Genomic DNA, 24,791 nt, shown 5'->3' with positions numbered 1-24,791 from the left:
AGAATGTGTATGGTGTTCAGTGGTGTGATCTTCCGATCTCCCCGCCCCGCCCGACCCGACCCGCCCCGCCCGACCCCCTCAGGCGTCGGTGCTGCGACTCACCGACTCCAGCCGCAGGTCGTCCTCGGTCCTGCGGTCCGCGGCCGCCCGCGCGATCGTGAACGCGTCGGAGCCGAGCAGCAGGCGGAGCGGCGGGTCGTCCTGCGCCGCGATCCCGATGACGACGTCGGCGACCTTGCGCGGGTCGCCGATGGCCCACGACATGTCCTGGTCCATGAACCTGGCGCGGGCACCGACCGAGTCGCGGTAGGGCTCCGAGACCTCCGGGATGGTCATCGACGTGCTCGCCCACTCCGTGCGCATCCCGCCCGGCTCGACGACGGTGACCCGGACGCCGAACGGCGCGACCTCGGCGGCGACGACCTCGGAGAAGCCGCCCACCGCCCACTTCGCCGCCTGGTAGGCGGACAGCCCCGGCGACGCGACGCGCCCGCCGACGGAGGAGATCTGGATCACGTGGCCCGAGCCCTGCTCGCGCAGCACCGGGATCGCGGCCTTGGTCAGGTACACGACGCCCAGGAGGTTCGTGTCGATCTGCGCGCGGAAGCTGTCGAGCGTCGTGTCCTCGAGTGCCGAGAGATCCGCCCAGCCCGCGTTGTTGACGACGACGTCGAGCCGGCCGAAGGCCTCGACGGCGGTGGCGACGGCCGCCTCCGCGCCGGCCGCGTCGGTCACGTCGAGCGCGAACGGCCGCACTCGGTCGCCGTAGCGGGCGACGAGGTCGTCGAGCTGCTCGGGGCGGCGGGCGGTGGCCAGGACGGAGTGCCCGGCCTCCAGCGCCGCCTCGGTGAGGTCGCGTCCGAGGCCCCGGGCGCTGCCGGTGACGATCCAGGTCTGTGTCATGTCCCCAGGGTGCGCCGCCTCGGGTGGACCTGCCAGAGATGGCGCTTCGTAGGACCGGCAGTACCACCCGGGGGCCTCCGCGGTGCGGGACACTGGAGTCATGTCCGGTCGTCGCGACCCCGGCAGCACCGGCCCGCGCCGCCCGGCGGCGGACGTCGGGCGCGCGGCGGCGCGCGGCGCGACGGCCCCTGCGCCGTCCCGCTCCTCCCTCGCGGACTTCCTGCGCGCCAGCCGCGCCCGGGTGGGTCCGGCCGACGTCGGCCTGCCGGACGACGGCCGCCCCCGCCGGGTCCCCGGGCTGCGGCGGGAGGAGCTCGCGCAGCTGGCGAACGTCAGCGTCGACTACGTCGTGCGGCTCGAGCAGGGTCGCTCGACCGGCGTGTCGCGGCAGGTCCTGGACGCGCTCGCGGACGCGCTGGCCCTCGACGACGCGGGCCGCGACTACCTGCTGGCCGTCGCCGGACCGCCACCGCGCCGCCGCGGGGCCGCCACACCCCAGTCCGTCCCCGCCCCGACGCTCCGGGTGCTCGAGGCGCTCGGCGACACCCCGGCGATGGTGCTGGGCCCGTGCAGCGACATCCTCGCGTGGAACCGCATGGCCGCGGCCCTGATCACCGACTTCGGGGCGCTGCCGCCGGAGCACCGCAACATGGTCCGCCTGGCCTTCCTCGACCCGGCGTTCCGCTCGCTCTACGGCGCCTGGGGACGGGTCGCGCAGGACTGCGTCGCGTCGCTGCGCATGCAGGCCGGCCGCGACCCCGACGACCCGCGCGTCACCGCCCTGGTCGGCGAGCTGTCGGTCAAGGACGCGGACTTCCGCCGCTGGTGGGGCGACCACCGCGTCCGTGGCTCCGACCAGCGCCGTAAGCAGTACGTCCACCCGGTCGCCGGCCCGATGGTCCTGGACGTCCAGCGCTTCGCCCTCCTCGAACGCCCGGACCTGATGCTCGTCGCCTACACCGCCGAGCCGGGCTCCGAGGCCGAGGCCGCGCTGCGGTTCCTCGCGGGCTGGGCGCCGCGGGCCGGGGCGGCGTAGGGCGGCGGCGGTCGCCAGGGTTGGTACCTGGCAGGAGGGTTTCCTGGTGGCGGTGGTCCCGGGCCGGTCGGGGCGGCGGCGGTCGCCAGGGTTGGTACCTGGCAGGAGGGTTTCCTGGTGGCGGTGGTCCCGGGCCGGTCGAGGCCGCGGCGCGCACCAGACTCGCTACCTGGCAGGAAGGGTTCCCGGAGTCGGCGTCCGAGGAACTCCCGGCCGGTGCGGCGAGCGACCGGGAGGCCCCGCCCGTCCGCCCGGCCTGCCCGCCTGGCCCCGCACGATCCGCTGTCGCGCTCGCGCCGCGCAGGCGTACAGCGCTACCGTCGCCCGATGACCGATGCCGCCGCGTCGCCGGGCCTGCGCGCCCGGCTCCTGATCGACTGCTCCGACCGGCCAGGGATCGTCGCCGCCGTGTCGGGCCTCCTCGCCCGTCACGGCGGCAACATCGTCGAGTCCGACCAGCACTCGACCGGCGCGGCCGACGGGCACTTCTTCATGCGGATGGTCGTCGACCTCGACGCCGGGCCGACCGAGACCCCGGAGGCCGCCGCCGAGCGGCTGCGGGCCTCGTTCGCGGTCGAGGTCGCCGGCCGGTTCGGCATGCGCTGGCGCCTCACGCTGGTGCAGAACCGGCCGCGGATCGCGGTGCTGGCGTCGCGCGAGCCGCACGCGCTGATGGAGATGCTCTGGCGCTGGCAGCGCGACGAGCTGGGTGGCGCCGACATCGCGTTCGTCGTCTCCAACCACCCCGACCACCGCGGCGTCGTCGAGCGCTTCGGGCTGAACTACCACCACGTGCCGGCCACGCGGGCCAACCGCGAGGAGGCCGAGGACGCGATCCTCGCCCTCCTCGACGGCGCGTGCGACGTCGTCGTCCTCGCCCGCTACATGCAGATCCTCACGGGCGGGTTCCTCGGCCGCGTCGGCCTGCCGGTGATCAACATCCACCACTCGTTCCTGCCCGCGTTCGCCGGCGCCGAGCCGTACCGGCGGGCCAGCGATCGCGGCGTGAAGATCGTCGGCGCGACCGCCCACTACGTCACCGAGGAGCTCGACGCCGGGCCGATCATCGAGCAGGACGTCGTGCGCGTCGACCACCGCTCGTCGGTCCCCGACATGGTCCGCCTGGGCGCCGACGTCGAGCGCATGGTCCTCGGCCGCGCCGTCCGCTGGCACGCCGAGGACAAGGTCATCGAGCACGGCGGGAAGACGGTCGTCTTCTGATATGTGGGTCTGGTTGTCACGTGGCCGTGGGGGATCGTGGCCGCGTCGCGGTCGGGCGTGATGATCGGCCGGCCTTCGGGAGTGGGCCCCGGGCGCGCCGGCCTCGGGCGCGCCGCGGCCGGGCGGACGTGCGAGACGGTCGCGGTCGGCCGGCCCGGTACGGCCGGCCGGCCCGGTGCGGTCGACGGCCGCGGGCCCGGCGACCGCCCGTCCTCAGAACGCCGAGGCGTCGTTGGGGAAGGCCATCGCGGCCGAGACCCGTCCCGCAGGGCCCTGGCCGACCACCGCCGGTGCGCCCAGCCGGGTCGCGTCCGGCGCGACGACGTAGAGGGCGGTCCGCCAGAGGCGTCCGTTCCGGGTCGACTCCGACTGGACGGCGATCCGGCCGTCGGCGAGGCGGCCGAGGAGCGTCATCCGGGTGCGACGGGTCTGGCGGATCGCGGGGCCGATCGGCCGGGGGACGCCGTCGGCACCCAGCACCGCGGCGTGCGACACCGCGGTGGAGTCGGTGCTCTCCCCGTCGCTGAACAGGAGGCCCGCGACCGCCCCGTCGGGCGCCTCGCCGCCGACGAGGAGGATGTCCGGGCTCTTCGGCGTGACCGTCGAGGACGTCAGCGTCCGCGTCCGGCCGTCGGCGCCGCGCAGCCGCACGCGGACGCGCTGGGGAGCGTCGGCGTCCTCGCCGGCGTACCGCGCCGAGGACCACGCGAGCCCGCCGCGGGTCCACGTCGGGGGCAGCGGGCCGGCGAAGCGGTCGCCCGTGCCGGTCGCGCGCTCGACGACCGTGGTGCGGTCCGACGCGAGGTCGACCGCGACGAGGTCGCCCGGCTCCGAATCGTCCTCGCCGCCGCTGCTGCCACGGCGCCGCACGTACGCGACGGCACCGCCGTCCGGCGCCCACGTCGCGCCGAACTCGTCGGCCGAGTCGTCGCGCAGCTCGCGGCACGGCCCGGCGGCGTCGCAGAGGTTCAGGGAGCGCTCGCCGACGTAGAGCAGGCGCCGGTCGTCCGCCGACCAGCGGACGAGCTCGTAGTAGCCGAGCCGGTCGCCGATCCGCACCGCCGGCCCGCCGTCGGCCACCGGCACGGTCCACAGGCCGTCCTCCGCGACCACGGCGAGCCGCCGGCCGTCACGGCTGAGTGTCAGGCCGTCGCGGGCGTCGATCGGCCTGCGCAGGCGCGCGACCGTCCGCCGGGCGCCCGACGCGTCGCGGACCCGGACGAGCCGGCCGTCGGTCCAGGCGACCTGCCCCGGGGTGCCCGGCGCCGTGGCCGTCGCGGTCAGCGCCGCGGCGGGCTTCGGGTCGGCGGGGGCCGCGACGGCGGACGGGGCGGCGACCGCGAGCACGGTGGCTCCGGCGAACGCGGGCAGGGGGAGTCGGACGGGGGACACACGCATCGGCCGAGGATATCCCCGGTCCGGGCGGGCGATCCGGGGCGATCCGGGCCCTCCCGCCCCCGGCCGCGGCGAGGGTGGCGGCCCGCGACGTGGTGCCGGCGCCGCCCGCCCGACGCCGTGGCCGCCCCGGTCCGCGGCGCGGCGGACCGGCGGCCGGGCAGGGCGTCCCGCTACCGCACCCGCAGCGACGCGCCCGCCGCCCGGGAGCGGTTGCCGGCGGCGTCGGTGGCCCGCAGGCTCACGTGGTAGCGGCCGCGGGCGGGGCGGCGCTTCAGCAGCGTCACCACGTGCGTGCCCCGGCCGACCTTGCGGCTGACCGTCGTCGGCCGGCTGGTGCCGCGGCGGGTCAGCGTGGCGCGGACGGTCGCCGCCTCGTCGAGGCGCACCCGCACCGCCAGGCCGCGACGGGTGCGGCGCAGCTGGACCTTCGTCGGCCGCGGCGCGCGTCGGTCGCCGGAGCCCGAGGTGCCGCCGCCGGCGCCGCCGGTCGTGCCGGCCGCGCCCCCGCCCGCCGCCAGCGCGTCGAGGTGGCTCTTCAGCGCCGTGCCGTTCGGGGCGTTCGGCGTGCCCTGGACGTCGCTGATCAGGGCCAGGCCGGCGCAGGCGGGGTTCGCCTGCTCGTCCGGCGCGAGGACGACCCACTGCCAGGCCAGGTAGCCGACGCCGTGCGCATCCGCCCAGTCCATGTAGCGACGGTCGTGGTCCTCCTTGCAGTCGGTCTCGCCGAACTCGCCGGTGACCACCGGGACCTGAGCGGCGACCGGGGCGATCTCGGCGTTCCAGCAGGCCTCGGTCTCGCAGCGCTGCCCGTCGTAGTTGTGGAAGCTCGCCACGAGCTGGTCGTCGTCGGGGCGGGCGGCGAGCCAGCCGCGCAGGTCGTTGGCGTAGTCGAGGCCGCCCAGCAGGATCGGCTGGCGGGCGCCCGTGGCGCGGATCGCGGACACCAGCGGCTGCATGCCGACGATCAGGAAGGTCCGGCGGTCGGCCGTCCCGGCCCCGTCGCTCTCGCGCGCACCGGGGCACCCGCCGTCGCGCCAGCAGCTCCAGCCGAGCGACAGCGTCGTGCCGTCGGCGAAGCCGTGCGAGAACGGCTCGTTGAAGGCGTCGAAGAGCACCGAGGGGTCGTCGCGGAAGCGCGCGGCGACCGAGCTCCAGAAGGCCGGCGAGCGCTCGTCGGCCATCATCCGCTGGCCGTCGGCGGGGATCCCGTCCGGGCCGCTCCAGTGCAGGTCGAGGATCACCGCGAGCCCGGCCGCGTGCAGCCGGCCGACCCAGTCCGCGACGGCGTCGCGGTAGCCCTGGGCGTTCAGCCCGCCCGCGGGGTGCCCGTCGTCCCCGAGCCAGCAGTCCTGGTTCAGCGGGACGCGGACGACGTTGGCGTGCCAGCCGGCGATCAGCCGGGCCTGCTCGTCGGTCGGGCCGACGGTCGCCGGGCCGGCCTCGTTCGAGTACCCGTAGCCGTAGTGGCAGGCGTACTCGAAGCTCGGCCAGTTGACGCCGTGTGGCACGAACGCCGCGCCGGTCGTGGCGTCGACGAGGCGGTTGCCGACCACCTTCGGGGCGGGCGCGGCGGACGATGAGGCGGCCGCGAAGAGCAGCGCGGCGAGAGAGGAGAGGAGGAGGGTGATGAGGCGTCGGGTCGTCATGGTCGGTGCAGCCTGCTCCTGGTCGCATGAAGCCCGGATGAACGCCGGATGTCAAGGGGCGGGACGGCCGATCGGGCGGCCGGCGTCGTGGCGGTCCGGGGCCCGTCGGCCCGGCCGGCCGCTATGCCGATCCCTGGCCGCGCGCTAGTGTCCCTCTCGGAGTCGATCCACCCCAACCGACGGGGTCAGGGAATCCGGTGTGAATCCGGGACTGACGCGCAGCGGTGAGGATGCGGATCGTGGCCACGACGCCACTGGGACCCGGCAGACCATCCGTCTGACGGCCTGGGAAGGCGGCCACGATCGAGCGCATCCGAGTCCGAAGACCTGTCGACTCTGCGCCCGGGGCTCAGCTCCGCAGCGCTTCTGACAACCGTGGCCGCGCGTAACGGCCATCGCAGAAGGAGACAGAAGATGGCACGCACCGCTGTGCTCGGATTCCCCCGTATCGGCGCCGACCGTGAGCTCAAGGTCGCGCTCGAGGCCCACTGGGCCGGACGACTGACGGCCGAGGAGCTGCAGCAGACCGCCCGCGGGCTGCGCACGCGTCACCTGGGTCGCGCCCGACAGGCCGGCATCGACGTCCTGCCGATCGGCGACCAGGCGCTCTACGACCACGTCCTCGACGCCGCCGAGCTCGTCGGCCTCGTCGCGCCGCGCCACGGCGGCTCGCCCGGCCAGGCACGGTCCGAAGCCGACCACGCGGGGTCCGGCGCCCCGACGTCGGAGGGCGCTGCCACCGGCGACCCGCTCCCCGCCGACGCGAGCGTCGTCACGTCCGAGGAGGCGCTGCGCCGCCACTTCCTCGCGTGCCGCGGCGACGCGACCACGACGCCGCTCGAGATGACGAAGTGGCTGGACACGAACTACCACTACCTCGTGCCGGAGATCGCGGCCGGGCAGACGTTCGCGTTGCGCCCGGGCCGCTGGCTCGCCCACCTGCGCGAGGCCCGCCAGAGCACCGGCACGACCGGCCCCGCGCTGCGCCCGGTCGTCCTCGGACCGCTCTCGCTGCTGCTGCTCGGCAAGCCCGCGGACGCGAGCGTCGACCGCCTGGCCCTGCTGCCCGCGCTCGTCGAGGTCTACGGCGCGTTCCTCGACCTGCTCGCCGCCGAGGGCGTCGAGGAGGTCCAGCTCGACGAGCCCGTCCTGGTCCTCGACCGCACCGACGCCGAGCTCGACGCGTTCGCGCAGGCGTACGGCGCGCTGGCTTCCGGCCGACGGTCCGTCGGCGGCGCGGTCGCCGGTGCCGTCGCCGGGGCGGCGTCCGCTCGGGCCGCGTCCGCCGGAGGACCGTCCGCCGAGGGAACGGCCGGCGGCGCGACGGCCCGCCCCGGCATCGCCCTGGCGACGTACTTCGACCGCCTCGACGACCGCGTCCTGCGCCGGATCTCGGCGCTGCCGCTGAGCGAGCTGCACGTCGACCTCGTGCGCGCCCCGCAGCAGCTGGACGCCGTGCTCGACGCGCTGCCGGAGGGCGCCCGGCTGTCGGCCGGCGTCGTCGACGGCCGCAACGTCTGGGCGACCGACCCCGATCGCGCGCTGGACCTGCTCGACCGCGTCGTCCAGCGGATCGGCTCCGATCGCGTGACGATCGCCCCGTCCTGCTCGCTGCTGCACGCGCCGTACCGCGTGAGCCGCGAGACCGGGCTGGACGACGAGCTGCGCTCGTGGCTGGCGTTCGGCGAGGAGAAGCTCGATGAGCTCGCGCTGCTGCACCGCGCGCTGGGCGCCGACGCCGTCGGCCGCGACGACCTGCTGCAGGAGTCGCGCGCCCGGATCGCGTCGCGCCGCTCGTCGCCGCGCACCAACGACGCCGCGGTCCGCTCGCGCGCCGCCGCCGTCACCGAGGCCGACCACGCCCGCCCGGCCCCGATCGCCGACCGGCTCGCCGCGCAGAAGGCGCGCCTGGGCCTGCCGCTGCTGCCGACCACGACGATCGGCTCGTACCCGCAGACGTCGAAGATCCGCAACATGCGCCGCCGCCGGCGCAGCGGGGACATCGACGCCGCGACCTACGAGGACTTCCTGAAGGCCGAGATCGACGAGGTCGTCCGCGTGCAGGAGGAGCTCGACCTCGACGTCCTCGTGCACGGCGAGCCCGAGCGCAACGACATGGTCGAGTACTTCGGCGAGCAGCTGGAGGGCTTCGCGTTCTCCGCCTACGGCTGGGTGCAGTCCTACGGCAGCCGCTGCGTGAAGCCGCCGATCCTCTTCGGCGACGTCTCGCGGCCGAAGCCGATGACCGTGTCGTGGTGGGCGTACGCGCAGTCGCGGACCGCGCGCCCGATGAAGGGCATGCTCACCGGGCCCGTGACGATCCTGCAGTGGTCGTTCGTGCGCGACGACCAGCCGCGGCAGGAGACCTGCCGGCAGATCGGCCTGGCGATCCAGGACGAGGTCGTCGACCTCGAGGCCGCCGGCTGCGCCGTGATCCAGGTCGACGAGGCCGCGCTGCGCGAGGGCCTGCCGCTGCGCCGGGAGGACCAGGACGACTACGTCCGCTGGGCCGTCGACTGCTTCCGGCTGACCTCGGCGCCGGCGCGTCCGGACACCCAGATCCACACGCACATGTGCTACTCGGAGTTCAACGAGATGATCGAGCACATCGCCCGCCTGGACGCCGACGTCCTCTCGGTCGAGGCGTCGCGCTCGGGCATGGAGCTGCTCGAGGTCTTCTCGAGCTTCGACTACCCCGGCGAGATCGGCCCCGGCGTCTACGACATCCACGCGCCGCGCGTCCCGACGGTCGAGGAGATCGAGGCGCTCCTCGTCGACGCACAGAAGCACCTGTCGGTGCAGCAGCTGTGGGTCAACCCGGACTGCGGCCTGAAGACCCGCGGCTGGGAGGAGACGCTCCCCGCCCTGCGCAACCTCGTCGAAGCCGCGCGCCGGCGCCGGGTCGCGGTGGGGGAGCCGGCGGTCGCATGAGCCCGCTGGACCGCCTGCCGCCGCTCGCCACCACGGGCGTCGGCAGCCTGCCGTTCGTGGACCCGCACGCCGCGGTCCGCCACGCGACCCGCGCCTACGGCGTGCCGTTCTGTCCGCAGCTGCCGCGGGTCGACGGCGACATGGTCCGCGAGTGGCTCGGTGCCGAGTGGTCGCGGACGCCGTGCGGCTGGACGACGGAGCGCGACCGCGAGCGCCCGGCGGCGTGGGACGCGTTCGTCGCGGCCGTGGCGCCCGCGGGATCCGGTGCTCGCGGGCCCGCGGCCGGCGGCGACGCGGTGGCCGGGGACGCACGCGACGCGCGGGCGGTCGCCGGTCGCGACGCGCCCGAGCACGGGATCGTGAAGCTCCAGGCCACCGGTCCCGTGACCCTGGCCGTCGCGATGGAGCGGGCGGCCGGGCGCTCCGGCGTCGGCCGCGACGTCGTGGCGCTCGCGCACGAGGTCGCGGCGTGGATGGCGTCGAACGTCGCCGGCCAGGTCGCGCGGCTGCGCGAGCTGGACCTCGACGTCCTGCTCGTCGTCGACGAGCCGGGCCTCGCGCACGCCGCGATCGGCCCGTCCGACGTCGGCACCGCGGTCGACGCGACGGTGTGGGATCCCCTGCGCGGCACCGCGGCCGCCTGGGGGCTGCACGTCTGCTCCGAGATCCCGTGGGGCCTGGTGCGCGCGGCCGAGCCGGACGTGATCTCGTTCGACGCCACCCGCTACGCCGTCGGCGGGGCGGGCGCCGAGGTGCTCGCCGAGCTCGTCGCGCGCGGCACCCGGATCGCGTGGGGCGCCGTCGACCCGGTGCGCCCCGACGCCGCGTTCGACGTCGCCTCGCGCGTCGCGGCCGGCGTCGGCGCGATCACCGCGACCGGCGCGTCCGTCGAGGCGCTGGTCGCCCACAGCCTGATGACGCCGTCGTGTGGCACCGGTCGGCTCGCCCCGGACCGCGAGCGCCTCGTCGCGTCGGTCCTGGACGCGGGCGCCGCGGCGGTCGCGGCGACCTGGCGGTCGTCGCCGCGGGTGGGCGTGCGGCGCTGACCGGCGCGGGGGCGGAGCACGGCGTCGTCGAGCGTCGTGCCCGCCCCGGCCGAGACGTGGCGCGTCGCCGCTCGTTCGTGAGGATTCGGGCGCCAGGGACGCCCTTCGGCCGGGCCGGGGGTTGTAGGTCGTGTGCGTGTCCCCCCGCTCCCACTCACCACGACCCCGGCCGCCCCGAGCGCTCCGTCGTTCGCCGACCCCGGTGGCCCGTCGTCCGCCGATCCGGGCGCTCCGCCGACCGCAGTCCGCGGCCCCGGGCGTCGCCGCCTGCGGACCGTCGCCGTCGCGGTCCTCGCCTGCACCGGCGCCCTGTCGACCGTCGGCGCGGCGTCCGCGGCGGGTCCTCCTGCGACGCCGGCCCCGGCCCCGCGTACGGTCCTCGACGCCGCGGTGCCGATCAGCGTCAGCGTCCAGGGCGCTCGTGTCGCCTGGCTGCGCCCGAAGGGGAAGCTCAACAAGGACGGCTCGTACCGGCTCGCCGAGGCCGTCGTCCTCGACGCGCCCGGCAGCACGCCGCGGACGCTGACGGCCAAGCTGCCGACCTACCCGCTCGCGGTCTCGCTGGGGACGGACGCGGCGAACCACCCCGTGCTGCTCGTCACCGGCGCCGAGGGCATCTACGTCGTCCGGGCCGACGGGCAGGGACGGCCGACCCGGCTGCGCGGGCAGAACCGCAACGACGACGCGGCGGTGATGCGCGGCGGACGGACCGCGTTCACCCGCGTCTCCGGCGGACACACCCGGGTGCGGACCGCCACGGCGGCGGGCCGGCCCAGCCGCGTCCTCTACACCGTCCCCGACGAGTACTCGTCGGTGGCGCTGGCGCTCGGCGCGAAGGGCGCGGTCGCGCTGCACGCCTCCCGGGCCCGCGACGTCGGCATCGGCGACATCGTCTGGCTCCTGCGGCCGGGCAAGAAGGTCGTGCGGCTCACGTCGCAGAGCACCGGCGGGGCCTCCGACAACGGCCTCGGTGCCCTGACCTCCTCGGGTGACGGCTCGCGCTTCGGCGTCTCGCGCTGGAACTTCGGCGGCGGCCACCCGCGGGACGTCCAGCGCTTCTCGGCGGCCTCCGGCAGGCGGACGTTCGTGCGCCCCGCGACGGTCGTCCCGTCCGCCGACGCGCTCGACGAGCTCCTGCTCGACGACGGCCGGAGCGTCATCACGCCGGTCCTGTCGGGCGAGTGCGTCGCGCCCGGCGTCGACCCGGCGAAGCAGCCGGGCCCGCCCTGCCTCGGGCTCGACCTCGTCGGCTGACGAGGCTCCGCCATCGCCGGGGCGATCCGCCCCGGCGGTCGTGACCGGCGGCCGGCGCCCCGGGCGCCGTCGCGTCGGGGGACGCCCGCGGCGACGCGGGCATCCCGGTGTCCTACCGCCGCCCGACGGTCCCCGGTGCGATCTTCGTGATCGTGTCGTGCCCGGCCTCCGTCGGCTCGCCCTTGTTGACGACGAACGCGGTGCCGCCGACGAGCGTGACGTTGTTCGGGTTCGGGCCGACGTCGAGGTTGGCGAGGATCTTGCCGTCCTTCGGGTCGAGGACGGTGGTCGAGCGCTCGAGGCGGTTGGCCGCGAAGACCCGGCCGGTGATCGGGTCGGGGGTGACGCTCAGCGCGCCGCCGCCGGTGGCGCGGGTCCAGCGGACCTTGCCGGTCCGGCCGTCGAGCTGGACGACGTCGCCGGACGCCGTGCCGGTCGCGTAGACGCGGTTGCGGATCGGGTCGACGCCCAGGCCGGTGACGTCGCGCTGCCCGGTCGGCCAGCGGTCGGCGATCGCGTTCCGGCGGGTGTCGATCGCCAGGACGGCGTTCTCGTCGAGCGCCGCGACGTAGAGCCGGCCGCGGGCGACGTCGAGCGCGATGCTCGTCGGACCGGAGTCCGCGCCGGTGTCGATGGTGGCGACCCGGGTCAGGCGCTTCGTGTCGAAGACCGCGACCTGGTTCCCGCCGTACGCGGAGACGTACGCGCGCTCGCGGACCGGGTCGATCGCGATGTCGCGGGCGTGGTCGACGCCGTCGAGCGTGGCGAGCCGCCGGCCGGTCGACTGGCTCCAGACGGTGGCCTGGCCCTCGAGCGTGTTCGTCGCCCAGACGGTGTCGTGGCGGTCGTCGACGCCGACCCCGAACGCGGTCTGCCCGCCGTCGGCGCTGACGTCGATGGTCCGCCGCACCTTCAGGGTCCGGCGGTCGACGAGCTCGAGCTTCGACGGCGTGGTGTCGTCGTCCTTGAACTCCGTCGACGAGACCCACAGCGCGTCGCGGCGGAGGCTGTAGCGCGCCTGGTAGAGGCCGGTGTTCAGCGGCTGCTGCGCGACCGTGAAGCGCTCGGCGCCGAAGATCGGGGTCTGGGCCGCGAAGACGTAGATGCGCGACGAGGTGGCGGTGACGCCCGCGGCGTCGGTCGCGACGAGGGCGTGCGGGCCGACCGGGATCCCGGCGGGCACCTGGATCGTCGCGGTGAACGCGCCGGTGTCGTCGGCGGCGACCGGGGCGGAGGTCGAGATCGGCGCGCCGTCGAAGGTCAGGGTGACGGCGGACCCGGCCGTGAATCCGGCGCCGGTGACGGTGGCGGGCAGGCCGACGGCCGGGGCGCCGAGGCTCGACGCGACGGTCAGGGTCGGGGCGGCGGCGGGTGCCGCAGCGGTGGCGCCGGCGGGAGCGGCGGCGGAGGCGGCCGGCGCGAGCGCGGCCGCGGGGACGGCGGTGAGCGCGACGACGGCCAGGGCGGTCGCGCCGCGGCGACCGGCGGATGAGGCCGTGCGGGAGCGGCGGCGGTCGGCGCGGGACGCCGGCGTCGCGGTGGACACGGACCTTCGGGGGGACGAGAGGATCATGGGTAATCTCCTGTATAGGGTTGCCTAAAAGTAGGCACACCGAACAGTAGCGCGATGGCGCGGATCGCGCCGGTGCGTGCGGGGTGCCCACTCCACGTGGGGACGTGCCCGAGCGCGCCGAGGCGACGGTGCCGGGCGGTCGCGAAGACGTGGTCGTCGTTTCCTCGCCCACGGCGAGCCGATGGCGACCACCTCCGGCGGCGTGTGGGCCTGGTCGTCGTTTCCTCGCCCACAGCGAGCCGATGGCGACCACCCCGACCCGGGACGGCGCTTCCTGGAACGACGAAGGACCCCAGCCGAGGCCGGGGTCCTTCGCGGGGCGCGACGCCGGAGCGCCGCGCCGAGGGGGCCGGGCATCGCCCGGCCGGAGGGCTCAGCCCTTGAGCGTCAGCGTCTTCGTGAACGCCTTGCCGCCCTTGGGGGCGACCTTCACGACGACCTTCACGGACTTGACGCGCTTGAGGTACGAGCGCGCCTCCTTCGTGAGCTTCAGCGACAGCACCGAGGTCTGCTTGGCGGTGCCGGCCTTCAGCGAGAACGTCGCGCTCTTCACGAGCGTGAGGATCTTCGCCTTCTTGGCGCCCTTCAGCCGGATCTTCTTCTTGCTGGTCACGGACACCGCGGCCTTGCCGGCGACGCTCGGACGCAGCAGCGACAGCGATACGCGGCCCTTCTTCGTCGCCTTCAGCGACTTCGAGGAGACCTTCGCGGGGCGGGCCGGGACCGGCTTCGGCACCACGATGGGGGTGGTCTCCGTCGGGACGGTCGGCGGCTGGATGATGACCTTGTCCGGCACGAACTCGGTGACCGTCACGCTGCGGCGGTAGACGGCCTCCGGGTAGTCGCTCTCCTTGCGGAAGCCCTGGAAGAAGACGATCGTGTGCTCGCCGAGCGCGGCGTCCGCGGGGACGGGCAACGTGCCGGAGAGGTTGCCATCGCCGTCAGCGCGGATGTCCACCGCGGGGCCCGTGCCGTCGAGCCGTGCGGTCAGCGTCTGGCCGGCGGCCGGGAAGGGGGTGTAGTCGTCCGGCTCGCGCTTGAACCCCGTGCCCGAGAGCGCGACCTCACGGCCACGCTGGGCGGCGGTCGCGACGTTCAGGACGCGGGTGTTCGTCGCGGCCTTCACCGCGAACGGCGCGAACTGACTGCCGCTGGTCCCGCCATACAGACCGGTGAGGAAGCGGAGCCAGTGGGTGCCCTGGCGGTCGGCGGCGGTGACCGAGGGCAGGTCGAGCACGCCGCTGACGACGCCGTTGGAGTCGGCCGTCAACAGCGCCCAGATCGTGAGGTCGCTCGGGACCGGCGGGTTCGGGTCCGGCGTCGGGAAGGCGTTGTCGTCGACCTTCAGGACGACCGTCTGGCCCGGGTCGAAGCCCGTTGCCCGGTACGGAATCAGGGAGCCGACCTGCAGCTGCGGGATGAAGCCGTAGGGCTCGCTGAGGTTCGCCCAGCCCAGCGGCTGGTCGGTGGCCGGGCCGACGACCGCAGTGCGGCCCGCGGACCCCGAGGCCGGGCCACCGGGGGCGAGGTCGGAACGCACCGCGAAGTCGAGACGGAAGCTGTAGCCGGACCCGACGAGCCGGATGTTGTGCCGGCCGCTACGGAGCTTCGCGACCTCGGAGGGCAGGACATCGGTGGCCAGGTCGATCGTCCCGCTGACGGGGCCGCCGCCAACGGGGACGGTCACCGTCTTGACGATGTCCTGGGCCTGCGCGACGGCAGGCTTGACCAGGCCGTCGTCGATCTTTGCGTTGATCTCGGTTCCCGCCGGGGCACCGTCGACGGTGAACGTCACCTTGCCGGGGTTCGTGACGCCGCCGTAGGTGGCGTCGCCGCTGGGCACGACACGACGGTCGAGCTTCGCGGTCCACCCCGACGGATGGAGCTCCACCGGCCCGCCCGGCGGGATCGCGAACGCGACGGTCGCCCACAGGCCAGCGGCGACGGTGAGCACGAGGGCGACGGTGGTCGCGATCGCGGCGCGTGAACGGGGAAGGGCCCTCGCGAGCCCGGGTGACTGCTGCATGGGGTCCTCGGCTACTTCTTGGTGGACTTGGTCGGACGCAGGACGACACGCGTGGTCGTCGGCTTGCCGCCCGTGGGGGTGATCGTCACGACGGCGGAGAGGGACCTGCGGGTGCGCAGGACGCTCCGGCCGGTGGCGGTGAGCTTCAGGCGCAGGCTCTGGGCGACGGCGCCGGTCAGCGCGTACCTCTGCGCGGACACGAGGGTGCGGATCTTCTTGCCCTTGCGACCCTTGGCGGCGAGGCGGGTGGCGCTGCGCACCGTGATCTTGCCGCCGCCCACCGCGGCGGTCCGGCGGACGCGGAGGGTGGCGGTGCTGCCGCTGACGGCGACCGTCGTCGAGCGGATCTTCGCGAGGCCCGTCAACACGGGGACCGGGGTCGGGCCACCGGGCGTGGTGGAGCCCCCGGGAGTGGTGGTCGGGCCGCCCGGGGTCGTGGGGGTCCCGGCGGGCGGCGTGCTCGGGAGTGCGACGCCGGCCTTCGCGCGGTACTGCTCCGCGATGCTGCCGACGGTCGGCCACGCGGCCGTTCCGCCGGTGCCGCAGGTGGCGTCGCTCGTGAAGTCCTTCGCGAGGCTGCGCTCCGTCGCCGTCGCCGCGGTCCCGGCCCAGGAGCCGGACAACACGCGCAGCCAGTGCTGGCCGCCGTTGCAGAGATCGGCCGGGATCTTGTCGTCGGCGGCGGCCGAGAACGCGGTGCGGTCGGTGGAGAGCTCGCCGCAGTACGTGCCGGTGGCGTCGGGCTGGAACGGGCCGATGCCGTTGCTGCCGAAGTCGTCGAACTTGAGCATGAACAGCTGGGGCGCCGAGCCGTCCTTGAGGACGGACCCCCGCACGCAGAACTGCACCTTGCCCTCGCGCAGCCCCGCGAGGTTCGTGATCTCGAGGCTCGCCGCGGGCGTGCCCGGCTTGTCGACCGCGCCCCCCGGGGGCAGCGCGCCGGCGGTGCCGGCGGCAGCCAGGGTGACGCCGGTCGCCGTGCCCGCGACGAGCAGCCGGCCGCGCCGGGTCCCACGGGTGTCGCGGCGCACCGCGACGGGGCGGTCGTCCTGCCGGCGCACGCGCACGTTCAGCGGACCTTGATCGTCTTGCTCTTGATGCTCGTCGCCGGCTTCGACGCGAGGAAGCGCAGCGTGTGGCGGCCCTTCGCGACGGGGCGGGGGATCGTCACGTAGCCGGAGAACCGCTTCTTGCGGATCGGGAGGACGGCCAGGATGTCGCGGTCGTCGAGCTTGATCGTGACCTCCGACCGGCCGGACGCCCGCGAGGACGTGGACCTCCAGTTGGTGCCGGTCACCTTGATCCGGCCGCCGCGCTTGACGCTGGAGGTCGAGAGCTTGACCTTCGCGCCGTTGGAGCGGTCGACCGCGCCGCCGGGCGGGATCGCGACCGACGGCGCGGCCGGGACGAGCAGGAGGGCGGCGGTGACGGCGCCGGTGGCGGCCGTCGAGAGGACGGCGGCGCGGCGGGGGAAGGACGGGAGGAGTGTGGTGCGCATGGTCCGATCTCGGGTCGATGCTGGGGGGACGCCGGGGTCGCGCCGTGCCTCGCGGGCCGTCCAGGCCGGGCGAGGGCGGCTCGTCACGAGGGCGCTGACGGTCGCGGAACCCGTTCGAAGGCGCCACGATAGCACTGATTCGGGTACCCTAGTTAGGTTCGCCTTAGCGGCTCGCGCCGTTGCTGCGATGCGTCCTGAACCCGGTCCCCGGAGCCCCGTGCCACCCGTGAACTCCGTCCGCTCCGCGGTCGTCCCCGCCCGCCTGCTGCTGCTGTCGCTGGCGCTCGCCGTCGTGCTCGGCCTCGCCGCGTGCGGGTCCTCGTCCTCGGGCGACGGATCCGGCGGCACGCGCTCCTACACCGACGCTCGCGGGACGGTGCTGAAGCTGCCGGCGAAGCCCCAGCGCATCGTGGCGCTGAGCGAGCCGACGCTCGACGCCGCCGTCGCGCTGGGCGCGAAGCCGATCGCCACGACGGCCGGCCGCGGCCAGGGCACGGTGTCCGCGTACCTCCAGAAGCGCACCGCCGGCGTCCAGAGCGTCGGCATCCTCGGCCAGCCGAACATCGAGCGGATCGCAGCGCTGCGCCCGGACGTCATCCTGATCGACGGCACCGCCACCCCGGACGACTCGATCGTCGGCAAGCTCCAGAAGTTCGCGCCGACCGTCTTCGTCTCGAAGAACGGCGCGGACTGGAAGGCCGCGTTCGAGCAGACCGCCGACGTGCTCGGCCGCAAGGACGAGGGCACGAAGCTGCTCCAGGCGTACGACGACCGGGTCGCGTCGATCAAGGGCCGCCTGGGCGCCAACGCCGGCGCCGAGATCAGCATCGTCCGCTGGGGCGGCATCGGCCTGCCGGCCGTGCTGAAGTCCGAGCTCGCCGCCCCGCGCGTCCTCACCGACCTGGGCCTGAAGCGCCCCGCGTTCCAGCGCGGCCGCGGCCCGGGGCACACCGTCCCGGTCAGCCTCGAGCGGATCGACGCGCTCGACGGCGACTGGATCTTCTTCGGCGCGCTCGGCGCCGGCGGAGCGGGCGGCGGCGTCGCCGACACCCCGGCCGACGTCAAGGCCGCCAACCAGGCGATCGACTACGCCCGGGACACCCCCGGCTTCACGGACCTCAAGGCGTACAAGGCCAAGCGGATCGTGCCGGTCGACGGCTCCGCGTGGACGAGCGCCGGCGGCTACCTCGCTGAGCAGGTCGTGCTGGACGACGTCGAGCGCACGCTCGCGGGCGGGAAGGCCCGATGAGGGCCGGCGTGCCGCGACGACCGCGGTGCGCGTCCGCCGACGGGCCCGACCGGGACCCGTCGTCCGCGGTCGCCCGGCCGTGCCGGAATGTCCACCCGTGCCGGCTCGCCCCCGGAGGTCGTTCATGTCCCCCCTTGGTTCTCCGTTCCCCCGGGCGTCCGTCGCCCGGCACCGCCCCGTCCTCGGGCTCGCCGTGGCGCTCGCGGCCGGTGCCGGCCTCTCCGCCTGCGGCGGCTCGTCGTCCGACGGCGGCGGCGACGCCGCGACGCGCCCCTACACGGACGCTCGCGGCCGCGAGGTGATGGTCCCGAAGGTCCCGAAGCGCGTCGTCACGCTCAGCGAGCCGACGCTCGACGCGGCCGTCGCGCTGGGCGCCAAGCCGATCGCGACGACCGCCGGGCGCGGCCAGGGCACGATCTCGGCGTACCTGCAGCCGCGCACGCGGGGGCTGCAGACGGTCGGCGTCCTCGGACAGCCGAACGTCGAGCGGATCGCGGCGCTGAAGCCCGACGCGATCCTGATCGACGGCACCGTCCGGATCGACGACGCGACCGTGAAGCAGCTCGAGCGGTTCGCCCCCGCCGTGTTCGTGTCGAAGACCGGCGAGGACTGGAAGGTCGCGTTCCGTCATGCGGCCGACGTGCTCGGGCGCCGCGCGCGCGCCACCGAGCTCCTGCGGACGTACGACGCGCGGGTGACGCGGATCCGCGCGAAGCTCGGGCGCAACGCGCGGGCCCGCGTCAGCGTCGTCCGCTGGGGCGGCACCGGGTTGCCCGCGGTCGTGCGGTCCGAGGTCGCGGCCGGACGGGTGCTCAGCGACCTCGGCCTGCGTCGGCCGGCGTTCCAGGCCGGCCGCGGTCCCGGGCACAGCGTGCCGGTCAGCCTCGAGCGGATCGAGGCGCTCGACGGCGACTGGCTGTTCCTCGGCGCGCTCGGGGTCGGCGGCGGCTCCGGGGGCGGCGTGTCGACGTCCGCCGCGGATGCGAAGGCCGCCGAGCGCGCCGTGGCCGCGGCCCGGCGGACGCCCGGGTTCACGGACCTGCGGGCGTCCCGGGCCGGCCGGGTCGTCCCGGTCGACGGCTCGGCGTGGACGAGCGCGGGCGGCTGGTACGCCGAGCAGGTGATCCTCGACGACGTCGAGCGGACGATGGCGGGGGGCCGCGCGCGGTGAGCGACGGCGCCCGCACCCGGCCCCGGCCGCCGCGCTGGACGAAGCACCCGGCGCCGCGCACCGCGCCGTCCCCGGCGGTCGAGGGGCTCGCCGCGGAGCTCGCCGCCGGCACCGACGCGGCGTCTGCGACCGCCGCGTTCTGGGCCGCGGCAGAGGTCGGCGGCACCCCGCTCGTCGACCCCGCGCCCGACGACGACGAGCGGATCGTCACCTTCCTGTGGCGCGACCGTCACGGCGCGGGGGACGGCACGCGTGCCGTCGTGCTGCTCGCCAACAAGCTGACCGACCCGACGCTGCCGGACGAGAGCAGCCTGCAGCGCCTGCCCGGCACGGACGTCTGGTGGCGCGCGTTCGTCCTGTCGGCCGCGTGGCACGGCACCTACGCGCTGGCGGCCGACGACGGGGACGGGCCGGTCGAGGACGCGGCGCTCGGCCCGGCGTCGCGCTGGCGCGGCCTGGCCACCCGCGCCGCCGCCGACCCGCGCAACCCCCGGACCTTCCCGGGCATCCACGGCGGCACGCCGCTGTCGGTGCTCGAGCTGCCCGACGCCCCGCCGCAGACGTACTCCGTCCTGCCCGCCGGAGCGCGGCGCGGGGCCGTCCAGGAGGTCGCGGTCCCCGGCCTGCACGCCGGCGAGCACCGCCGCGCCTGGGTCTACGTCCCCCCGGCGACGGCCGGCCCGCCCCGCGAGCCCCACCGCCTGCTGATCCTGCTCGACGGCGACGAGTGGACGGGGCGCCGCGACGCGCCGACCATCCTCGACGCGCTGCACCACGCCGGGCGGATCCCGCCGACGATCGCGCTGCTCGTCGACGGCGGCGACACCGCGACCCGCTGGGACGACATGACGACCGGCGCGCCGTATCTCGAGCTGCTCGCCGACGGGCTGCCGCAGTGGATGCGCGAGCGTCACCCCGTCGGCCCGGGCCGCGAGCACGTGGTGCTCGCGGGCCAGAGTCTCGGGGGGCTCGCCGTCCTGCGCGCCGCGGCCCACGCGCCCGACCGCGTCGGCGCCGTGATCGCCCAGTCCGCCTCGCTGTGGTGGGGCGGTCAGGCGGCCGCCGACGCACCGTCGCCGGTCGTCGACGAGCTCCGCGCGCGACCGCCCCACGGCGTCCGCGTGCACTCCCAGGTCGGCCGCGACGAGTGGGTGCTCCTGCACTCCCACCGCGCCCTGGCCGGCGCGCTGCGCGACGCCGGGGTCGAGCACGAGCTCGCCGAGTACGAGGGCGGCCACGACGCGTTCTGCTGGCGCGGCGGGCTCGCCGACGGGCTGATCGCGGTCCTCGGGCCGTCGGCACTGCGCGGATCGGACCCAGCGTCCGGCACGGCCCCCGCCGGCCGCCCGTCGTCCGCGGCCACGCCTGCGTCCCCCGGCGCGTCCACCGTCATCGACCCGGACGCGGACGCCACCACGTGAGCACCGCCACCGCAGAAGCGACCGGCCGCCCAGCAGCCTCCCCGCCGGAGTCCGCCGCCCGTCGCCGGACGACGTCGGTCCGGGCCCTCGGGCTGCTCGTCGCGGTCGCCGTGCTGCTCGCCGCGCTGATCGCGAGCGTCGCCGTCGGCGCGCGGACGATCCCGCCGCACGAGGTCTGGGACGCGCTCTGGCACGACGCGACGACGCCGACGGAGAAGATCGTCCGCGAGCTGCGCGTGCCGCGGACGTTCCTCGGCCTGCTCGTCGGCGCGGCGCTGGGCGTCGCCGGCGCGCTGATGCAGGCGCTGACCCGCAACCCGCTGGCCGATCCGGGCCTGCTCGGCGTCAACGCGGGCGCCGCCGCCGCGGTCGTGATCGCGATGGCGACGCTCGGCGTCACCGCCCCGTCCGGCTACGTGTGGTTCGCGTTCCTCGGCGCGGCCGTCGTCTCGCTCGTCGTCTACGCGCTCGGCGCCGGCGGCGGGTCGGGCGCGTCGCCGGTGCGGCTCGCGCTCGCGGGCGTCGCCGTCACCGCCGCGCTGACCGCGTTCATCTCCGCGATGGTGCTGCTGAAGCCCCAGGTCTTCGAGCAGTTCCGCTACTGGGAGGTCGGCTCGCTCAGCGGCCGCGACGCGTCGCTGGTTCGGCAGATGGCGCTGTTCATCGTGCCCGGGTTGGTCCTCGCGCTGCTGCTGACGCGGTCGCTGAACGTCTTGGCGCTCGGCGACGACACCGGCCGCGCGCTGGGCGCGAAGCCCGGCCGGATCCGCGCCCTGTCGCTGCTGGCGATCACCGCGCTCAGCGGCGCCGCGACCGCCGCCGCGGGCCCGATCGCCTTCGTCGGCCTGACCGTCCCGCACATCGCCCGGGCGATCACCGGCCCCGACCAGCGCTGGATCGTGCCGTACTCCGCGGTGCTCGGCGCGGCGCTGCTGCTCGTCGCCGACGTCATCGGCCGGCTGATCGACCCGCCGGCCGAGGTCCAGGTCGCCGTCGTCACCGCGTTCATCGGCGCGCCGTTCTTCATCGCCCTCGTCAGCCGCCGCCGGATCGCGCAGCTGTGAGCGCCCCGACCGCCACGCCGCCCGCCGGGCCGGCGTCCACGGGTCCCGGACCCGGCCGCGCGCCCTCGGGCCGCGTGCTGCGCCTGCAGGGCGACCGGATCTCGCTGCGCGTCGACGGCCGCTCGGTGCTCGTCGCGGGGCTGCTGATCGTCCTCGTCCTCGTCGTCGGCGTGCTCAGCGTCGGCACCGGCGACTACCCGCTGAACGCCGGCGAGGTGCTGCAGACGCTGTTCGGCGGCGGGCCCCCGGGCGCCGACGTGATCATCACCGAGCTGCGGCTGCCGCGGGTGCTCGACGCGGTCCTCTGCGGTGCGGCGCTGGGCATCGCCGGCGCGATCTTCCAGTCGCTGACGCGCAACCCGCTGGGCAGCCCGGACGTCATCGGCTTCACGCAGGGCGCCGCCGTCGGCGCGGTCCTCCAGATCGCCGTCTTCGGCGGCGGGACGCTCGCGGTGGCCGGCGGCGCGATCGTCGGCGGCTTCGTCGTCGCGGCGGCGGTGATGCTGCTCGCCGCCCGGGCCAGCGGGACGCAGGGCTACCGGATCGTCCTGATCGGCATCGGCTTCTCGACGCTGCTCGCGTCGACCACCGCGTTCCTGCTGACGAAGGTCACGCTGGAGACGTCGCAGAGCGCCCGGCTCTGGCTCGTCGGCAGCCTCAACGGCCGCGGCTGGGAGCACGTCCTGCCGGTCGGCGGGGCGCTCCTGATCCTCCTGCCGTGCGCCCTGGTCGCCGGCCGGTCGCTGCGGATGCTCGAGATGGGCGACGACACCGCCGCCGCGCTGGGCGTCCGCACCGACCGCTCGCGCATCGCCCTGGTCGCGGTGGGCGTGGCGCTCGCGGCGGTCGCGACGGCGTCGACGGGCCCGGTCGCGTTCGTCGCGCTCGCCGCCCCGCAGCTCGCCCGCCGCCTGACCCGCGCGACCGGCCCGGGACTGCTGCCGTCGGCGGTCATGGGCGCCCTGCTCCTCGCGGCCAGCGACCTCGCCGCCCAGCGGCTCTGGCCGGCGACCCCGCTCCCGGTCGGCGTGATGACCGGCGCGGTCGGCGGCGTCTACCTGATGTGGCTGCTCTTCAACGAGTGGCACCAGCGGCGGCGTTGAGCGTCGTCGTCGGCCGCCCGCGCCGCCCGGGATCGTTGTGGGGTTGACCCACCGGACGGCGGGGCCGCGAGACCGCGGTCTCGCCGCCACGTCCGGTGCCGACGGGCGGAGCGGACCATCGATCTGTGCGGCACCGTGGCGCGAGAGCGCCACGGGTATCGCGAGTGCGCCGAAGCGGACCGCGGCCCGATCTGGCGTGCGGGAACGCTTCGATTCGGGTCGCACGATTCTTCGGCTTGCCTTAATTAGGCATGCCTCGTTAGGCAAACCTTGTTAGGGTGCCCGCCACCTGGGTGGACATCGGGTTCGCCCCCCAAGCAGAAGAGATCGCGATGCAACGTCGCACCGCCGGCACGGTGGCCTTCCTCGCCACCGGCCTCACCCTCGGGCTCGCCACGTCAGCGGGCGCTGCGGGCCTCGACACCACCCTCGGCACGGCCGGCGTGAGCTTCACGCCGCTGTCCGCCGTCGCGTCCGACCGCTACCAGGCGTCCGCGCCCGCTCCCGACGGCGGCACGTACAACGCCGGCTACACCACGGTCTCCGGCACCAACCGCGCCTTCGCGATCACGAAGACGCTCCCGAACGGTCAGCTCGACGCGGCCTTCGGCAACGGCGGCCTCGCCGTCGTCGACGTCGCCCCGGGCCCGTTCCTCCCCGGCCCCGCCATCAACGGCAACCCCGCCCAGGCGGCGCCCACCGGCGCCGGCGAGACGGCCCGCGGCATCGGCGTGCAGCCGAACGGCAAGATCGTCGTCCTCGGCCAGGCCGAGACCGTCCAGAACGGCAGCAAGCCGGACAGCCGCGACATCGACCCCTACGTCGCGCGCCTGAACGCCAACGGCACGCTGGACTCGACGTTCGGCACCAACGGCATCACGCGGATCGACCTCAGCGACGGCCGCAACGTCATCCCCGGCACGGGCTCGGCGTCGACGCTGAGCTCCGACCAGGCCGGCTACAACGTCGTGGTCCGCCCCGACGGCCAGATCCTCCTGACGCTGTCCAAGGGCGTCGACTCGTCCACGCCGGCGCGCCTGGACCGCGACATCGTCATCGCGCAGCTGAAGGCCAACGGCGTCCTGGACCCGGCGTTCGGGACCGGCGGCCTGGCCCCGATCACGAACCCCGACGTCAACGTCAACGAGAACCCGCGCCGCGGGCTTCTGCTGGCGGACGGCAAGTACGTCACCACCGCGTACGGCCCGGTCGGCGGGCAGAACCGCCCGTTCCTGATCCGGGTCGACGCCAACGGCGCGCCGGACACGACGTTCGGCCCCAACGGCGTGGCGACGGCGAACGTGGCCGGCGCGACGGGCCGCGCCGAGGCCTACGGCATCAAGCTGCAGGGCGGCAAGTACGTCGTCGTCGGCTACGGCGCCCGGGACACGAACCCGAACAACGGGTCCGACGTCCTCGTGTTCCGCTTCAACACCAACGGCACCTGGGACCAGACGTTCGGCACCAACGGCCTGGTCGACTACGACCGGCTCGTCCCGGGCGCGGACCCGGCGACGCCGGCCGGCCACTACAGCGAGAACGGCCGCAACATCGAGGTCCTCCCGGACGACCGCATCGTCGCGCTCGGCCAGTCGGGCCCCGACGCCCTCGCGCTCGTCCTGAAGGCCGACGGGACGCCGGACACCTCGGTCTCCCCGACCGGCGCCGTCGTCACCGACCTCGGTGGCACCGCCGACGCGCTCTGGGGCGCGACGATCGCCAAGGGCACCGGCTACAAGGTCGTCGCCTCGGGCTACAGCGGCTTCGCCGCCGCCGACGCGGCGAACGAGGACTCCGCCCTCGTCGCGCTCGACCTGACGCCGCCCGCCGCGCCGGTGATCCCGAACCCGACGGTCCCGACGACGCCCACCACGCCGACGACCCCGACGGTCCCGACGACGCCCACCACACCGAAGCCGGCGAAGACGGTCGGCAAGGTCACCGTCTCGGCCAAGCGCACCGGCGCGAAGAAGAACCGCGTCCGCGTCACGCTGAAGCTGCAGCGCTTCGGCAAGGGCAAGGTCACGGTCTCCGCCAAGCGCAAGGCCAAGGGCGCGAAGTCCGTCTCGGCCAAGGGCACGCTGAGCTCCAAGGGCACGCTGACCGTGACCCTGAAGACCGGCAAGAAGGGCCGCTACACGCTGACGATCAAGGTAGTCGTGCTGCACGACCGCCGCGTCCCGCGGACGCACGCAAACATCGATCACATCGCGATCGCACCGTCCGGGATTTGGGTCATCGACACCAAGCG

The 24,791-nt window shown here is 75.4% G+C and carries 18 protein-coding genes and 1 riboswitch; of the genes, 11 read left to right on the top strand and 7 right to left on the bottom strand.

Translation table 11 applies throughout. The features are described 5' to 3' along the window. Positions 1–78 precede the first annotated feature (78 nt). A complete protein-coding gene (locus AB0L40_RS15985; protein ID WP_364356363.1) occupies positions 79–903 on the bottom strand; it encodes an SDR family NAD(P)-dependent oxidoreductase in 825 nt (274 codons plus the stop codon). A gap of 100 nt (positions 904–1,003) precedes the next feature. Between AB0L40_RS15985 and AB0L40_RS15980 the strand changes: the two genes are divergently transcribed. Beyond that, positions 1,004–1,939 (top strand): helix-turn-helix transcriptional regulator, encoded by a 936-nt coding sequence (locus AB0L40_RS15980; RefSeq protein ID WP_364356360.1) that lies wholly within the window; start codon positions 1,004–1,006, stop codon positions 1,937–1,939. A 327-nt stretch (positions 1,940–2,266) separates the two neighbouring features. Beyond that, complete coding sequence (gene purU / locus AB0L40_RS15975) at positions 2,267–3,160, top strand: formyltetrahydrofolate deformylase (RefSeq protein ID WP_364356357.1); 894 nt, start codon at positions 2,267–2,269, stop codon at positions 3,158–3,160. Between the two features lie 213 nt (positions 3,161–3,373). Here purU and AB0L40_RS15970 read toward each other — a convergent pair whose 3' ends face one another. Continuing rightward, the gene (locus tag AB0L40_RS15970) at positions 3,374–4,558 is read right to left on the bottom strand and encodes a hypothetical protein (RefSeq protein WP_364356354.1); all 1,185 of its coding nucleotides are present in this window, start codon (positions 4,556–4,558) and stop codon (positions 3,374–3,376) included. Between the two features lie 170 nt (positions 4,559–4,728). Next, positions 4,729–6,204: a cellulase family glycosylhydrolase gene (locus AB0L40_RS15965; protein WP_364356351.1), complete on the bottom strand. Its 1,476-nt coding sequence runs from the start codon at positions 6,202–6,204 to the stop codon at positions 4,729–4,731. A 146-nt stretch (positions 6,205–6,350) separates the two neighbouring features. Then, positions 6,351–6,554, top strand: a riboswitch (cobalamin riboswitch). 64 nt (positions 6,555–6,618) lie between these two features. Between AB0L40_RS15965 and metE the strand changes: the two genes are divergently transcribed. The 3 genes from metE (at position 6,619) to AB0L40_RS15950 (ending at position 11,435) form a co-directional block, all read left to right on the top strand. Beyond that, positions 6,619–9,135: a 5-methyltetrahydropteroyltriglutamate--homocysteine S-methyltransferase gene (gene metE, locus AB0L40_RS15960; RefSeq protein ID WP_364356348.1), complete on the top strand. Its 2,517-nt coding sequence runs from the start codon at positions 6,619–6,621 to the stop codon at positions 9,133–9,135. Continuing rightward, positions 9,132–10,181 (top strand): hypothetical protein, encoded by a 1,050-nt coding sequence (locus AB0L40_RS15955; protein ID WP_364356345.1) that lies wholly within the window; start codon positions 9,132–9,134, stop codon positions 10,179–10,181. Before metE ends, AB0L40_RS15955 begins: the two co-directional genes overlap by 4 nt. Before the next feature lie 132 nt (positions 10,182–10,313). Then, on the top strand, positions 10,314–11,435 hold the full coding sequence (locus AB0L40_RS15950) for a hypothetical protein (protein WP_364356342.1): 1,122 nt from the start codon (positions 10,314–10,316) through the stop codon (positions 11,433–11,435). 112 nt (positions 11,436–11,547) lie between these two features. On the opposite strand, the gene AB0L40_RS15945 is transcribed toward AB0L40_RS15950, so the two are convergent. The 4 genes from AB0L40_RS15945 to AB0L40_RS15930 form a co-directional block, all read right to left on the bottom strand. Further along, on the bottom strand, positions 11,548–13,008 hold the full coding sequence (locus AB0L40_RS15945) for a YncE family protein (RefSeq protein WP_364356339.1): 1,461 nt from the start codon (positions 13,006–13,008) through the stop codon (positions 11,548–11,550). A gap of 373 nt (positions 13,009–13,381) precedes the next feature. Continuing rightward, positions 13,382–15,034, bottom strand: coding sequence for a hypothetical protein (locus tag AB0L40_RS15940; RefSeq protein ID WP_364356336.1), 1,653 nt, complete (start codon positions 15,032–15,034; stop codon positions 13,382–13,384). Between the two features lie 11 nt (positions 15,035–15,045). Next, positions 15,046–16,095, bottom strand: coding sequence for a hypothetical protein (locus tag AB0L40_RS15935; RefSeq protein ID WP_364356333.1), 1,050 nt, complete (start codon positions 16,093–16,095; stop codon positions 15,046–15,048). An 8-nt stretch (positions 16,096–16,103) separates the two neighbouring features. Further along, the gene (locus tag AB0L40_RS15930) at positions 16,104–16,532 is read right to left on the bottom strand and encodes a hypothetical protein (RefSeq protein WP_364356330.1); all 429 of its coding nucleotides are present in this window, start codon (positions 16,530–16,532) and stop codon (positions 16,104–16,106) included. A 226-nt stretch (positions 16,533–16,758) separates the two neighbouring features. Here AB0L40_RS15930 and AB0L40_RS15925 point away from each other — a divergent pair, with 226 nt between their 5' ends. The 6 genes from AB0L40_RS15925 to AB0L40_RS15900 all read left to right on the top strand — a co-directional run. Next, a complete protein-coding gene (locus AB0L40_RS15925) occupies positions 16,759–17,781 on the top strand; it encodes an iron-siderophore ABC transporter substrate-binding protein (RefSeq protein WP_364356327.1) in 1,023 nt (340 codons plus the stop codon). 124 nt (positions 17,782–17,905) lie between these two features. After that, positions 17,906–18,952, top strand: a complete 1,047-nt coding sequence (locus AB0L40_RS15920; protein WP_364356324.1) for an iron-siderophore ABC transporter substrate-binding protein — start codon at positions 17,906–17,908, stop codon at positions 18,950–18,952. After that, the gene (gene fes / locus AB0L40_RS15915) at positions 18,949–20,373 is read left to right on the top strand and encodes an enterochelin esterase (RefSeq protein ID WP_364356321.1); all 1,425 of its coding nucleotides are present in this window, start codon (positions 18,949–18,951) and stop codon (positions 20,371–20,373) included. Before AB0L40_RS15920 ends, fes begins: the two co-directional genes overlap by 4 nt. Then, a complete protein-coding gene (locus tag AB0L40_RS15910) occupies positions 20,370–21,437 on the top strand; it encodes an iron chelate uptake ABC transporter family permease subunit (RefSeq protein WP_364356317.1) in 1,068 nt (355 codons plus the stop codon). The genes fes and AB0L40_RS15910 overlap by 4 nt, the downstream gene beginning before the upstream one ends. Next, positions 21,434–22,540, top strand: a complete 1,107-nt coding sequence (locus tag AB0L40_RS15905; RefSeq protein WP_364356314.1) for an iron chelate uptake ABC transporter family permease subunit — start codon at positions 21,434–21,436, stop codon at positions 22,538–22,540. The genes AB0L40_RS15910 and AB0L40_RS15905 overlap by 4 nt, the downstream gene beginning before the upstream one ends. 332 nt (positions 22,541–22,872) lie before the next feature. Further along, on the top strand, positions 22,873–24,791 hold a 1,919-nt coding region (locus AB0L40_RS15900), incomplete at its 3' end, for an NERD domain-containing protein (protein WP_364356311.1).

Origin of the sequence: Patulibacter sp. NPDC049589 (assembly GCF_040675535.1) — a bacterium.
Classification (GTDB): domain Bacteria; phylum Actinomycetota; class Thermoleophilia; order Solirubrobacterales; family Solirubrobacteraceae; genus Patulibacter.
The sequence above is the reverse complement of the archived record's forward strand: the minus strand, read 5'-3'. Positions and strand labels throughout refer to the sequence as shown.

Excerpts from the sequence above, each read along its gene's own strand:
- AB0L40_RS15945 (WP_364356339.1), bottom strand. The coding sequence starts at position 13,008 with ATGATCCTCTCGTCCCCCCGAAGGTCCGTGTCCACCGCGACGCCGGCG.
- AB0L40_RS15940 (WP_364356336.1), bottom strand. The coding sequence starts at position 15,034 with ATGCAGCAGTCACCCGGGCTCGCGAGGGCCCTTCCCCGTTCACGCGCC.
- AB0L40_RS15980 (WP_364356360.1), top strand. The coding sequence starts at position 1,004 with ATGTCCGGTCGTCGCGACCCCGGCAGCACCGGCCCGCGCCGCCCGGCG.
- AB0L40_RS15985 (WP_364356363.1), bottom strand. The coding sequence starts at position 903 with ATGACACAGACCTGGATCGTCACCGGCAGCGCCCGGGGCCTCGGACGC.
- metE (WP_364356348.1), top strand. The coding sequence starts at position 6,619 with ATGGCACGCACCGCTGTGCTCGGATTCCCCCGTATCGGCGCCGACCGT.
- AB0L40_RS15965 (WP_364356351.1), bottom strand. The coding sequence starts at position 6,204 with ATGACGACCCGACGCCTCATCACCCTCCTCCTCTCCTCTCTCGCCGCG.
- AB0L40_RS15930 (WP_364356330.1), bottom strand. The coding sequence starts at position 16,532 with ATGCGCACCACACTCCTCCCGTCCTTCCCCCGCCGCGCCGCCGTCCTC.
- AB0L40_RS15970 (WP_364356354.1), bottom strand. The coding sequence starts at position 4,558 with ATGCGTGTGTCCCCCGTCCGACTCCCCCTGCCCGCGTTCGCCGGAGCC.
- purU (WP_364356357.1), top strand. The coding sequence starts at position 2,267 with ATGACCGATGCCGCCGCGTCGCCGGGCCTGCGCGCCCGGCTCCTGATC.
- AB0L40_RS15920 (WP_364356324.1), top strand. The coding sequence starts at position 17,906 with ATGTCCCCCCTTGGTTCTCCGTTCCCCCGGGCGTCCGTCGCCCGGCAC.
- AB0L40_RS15955 (WP_364356345.1), top strand. The coding sequence starts at position 9,132 with ATGAGCCCGCTGGACCGCCTGCCGCCGCTCGCCACCACGGGCGTCGGC.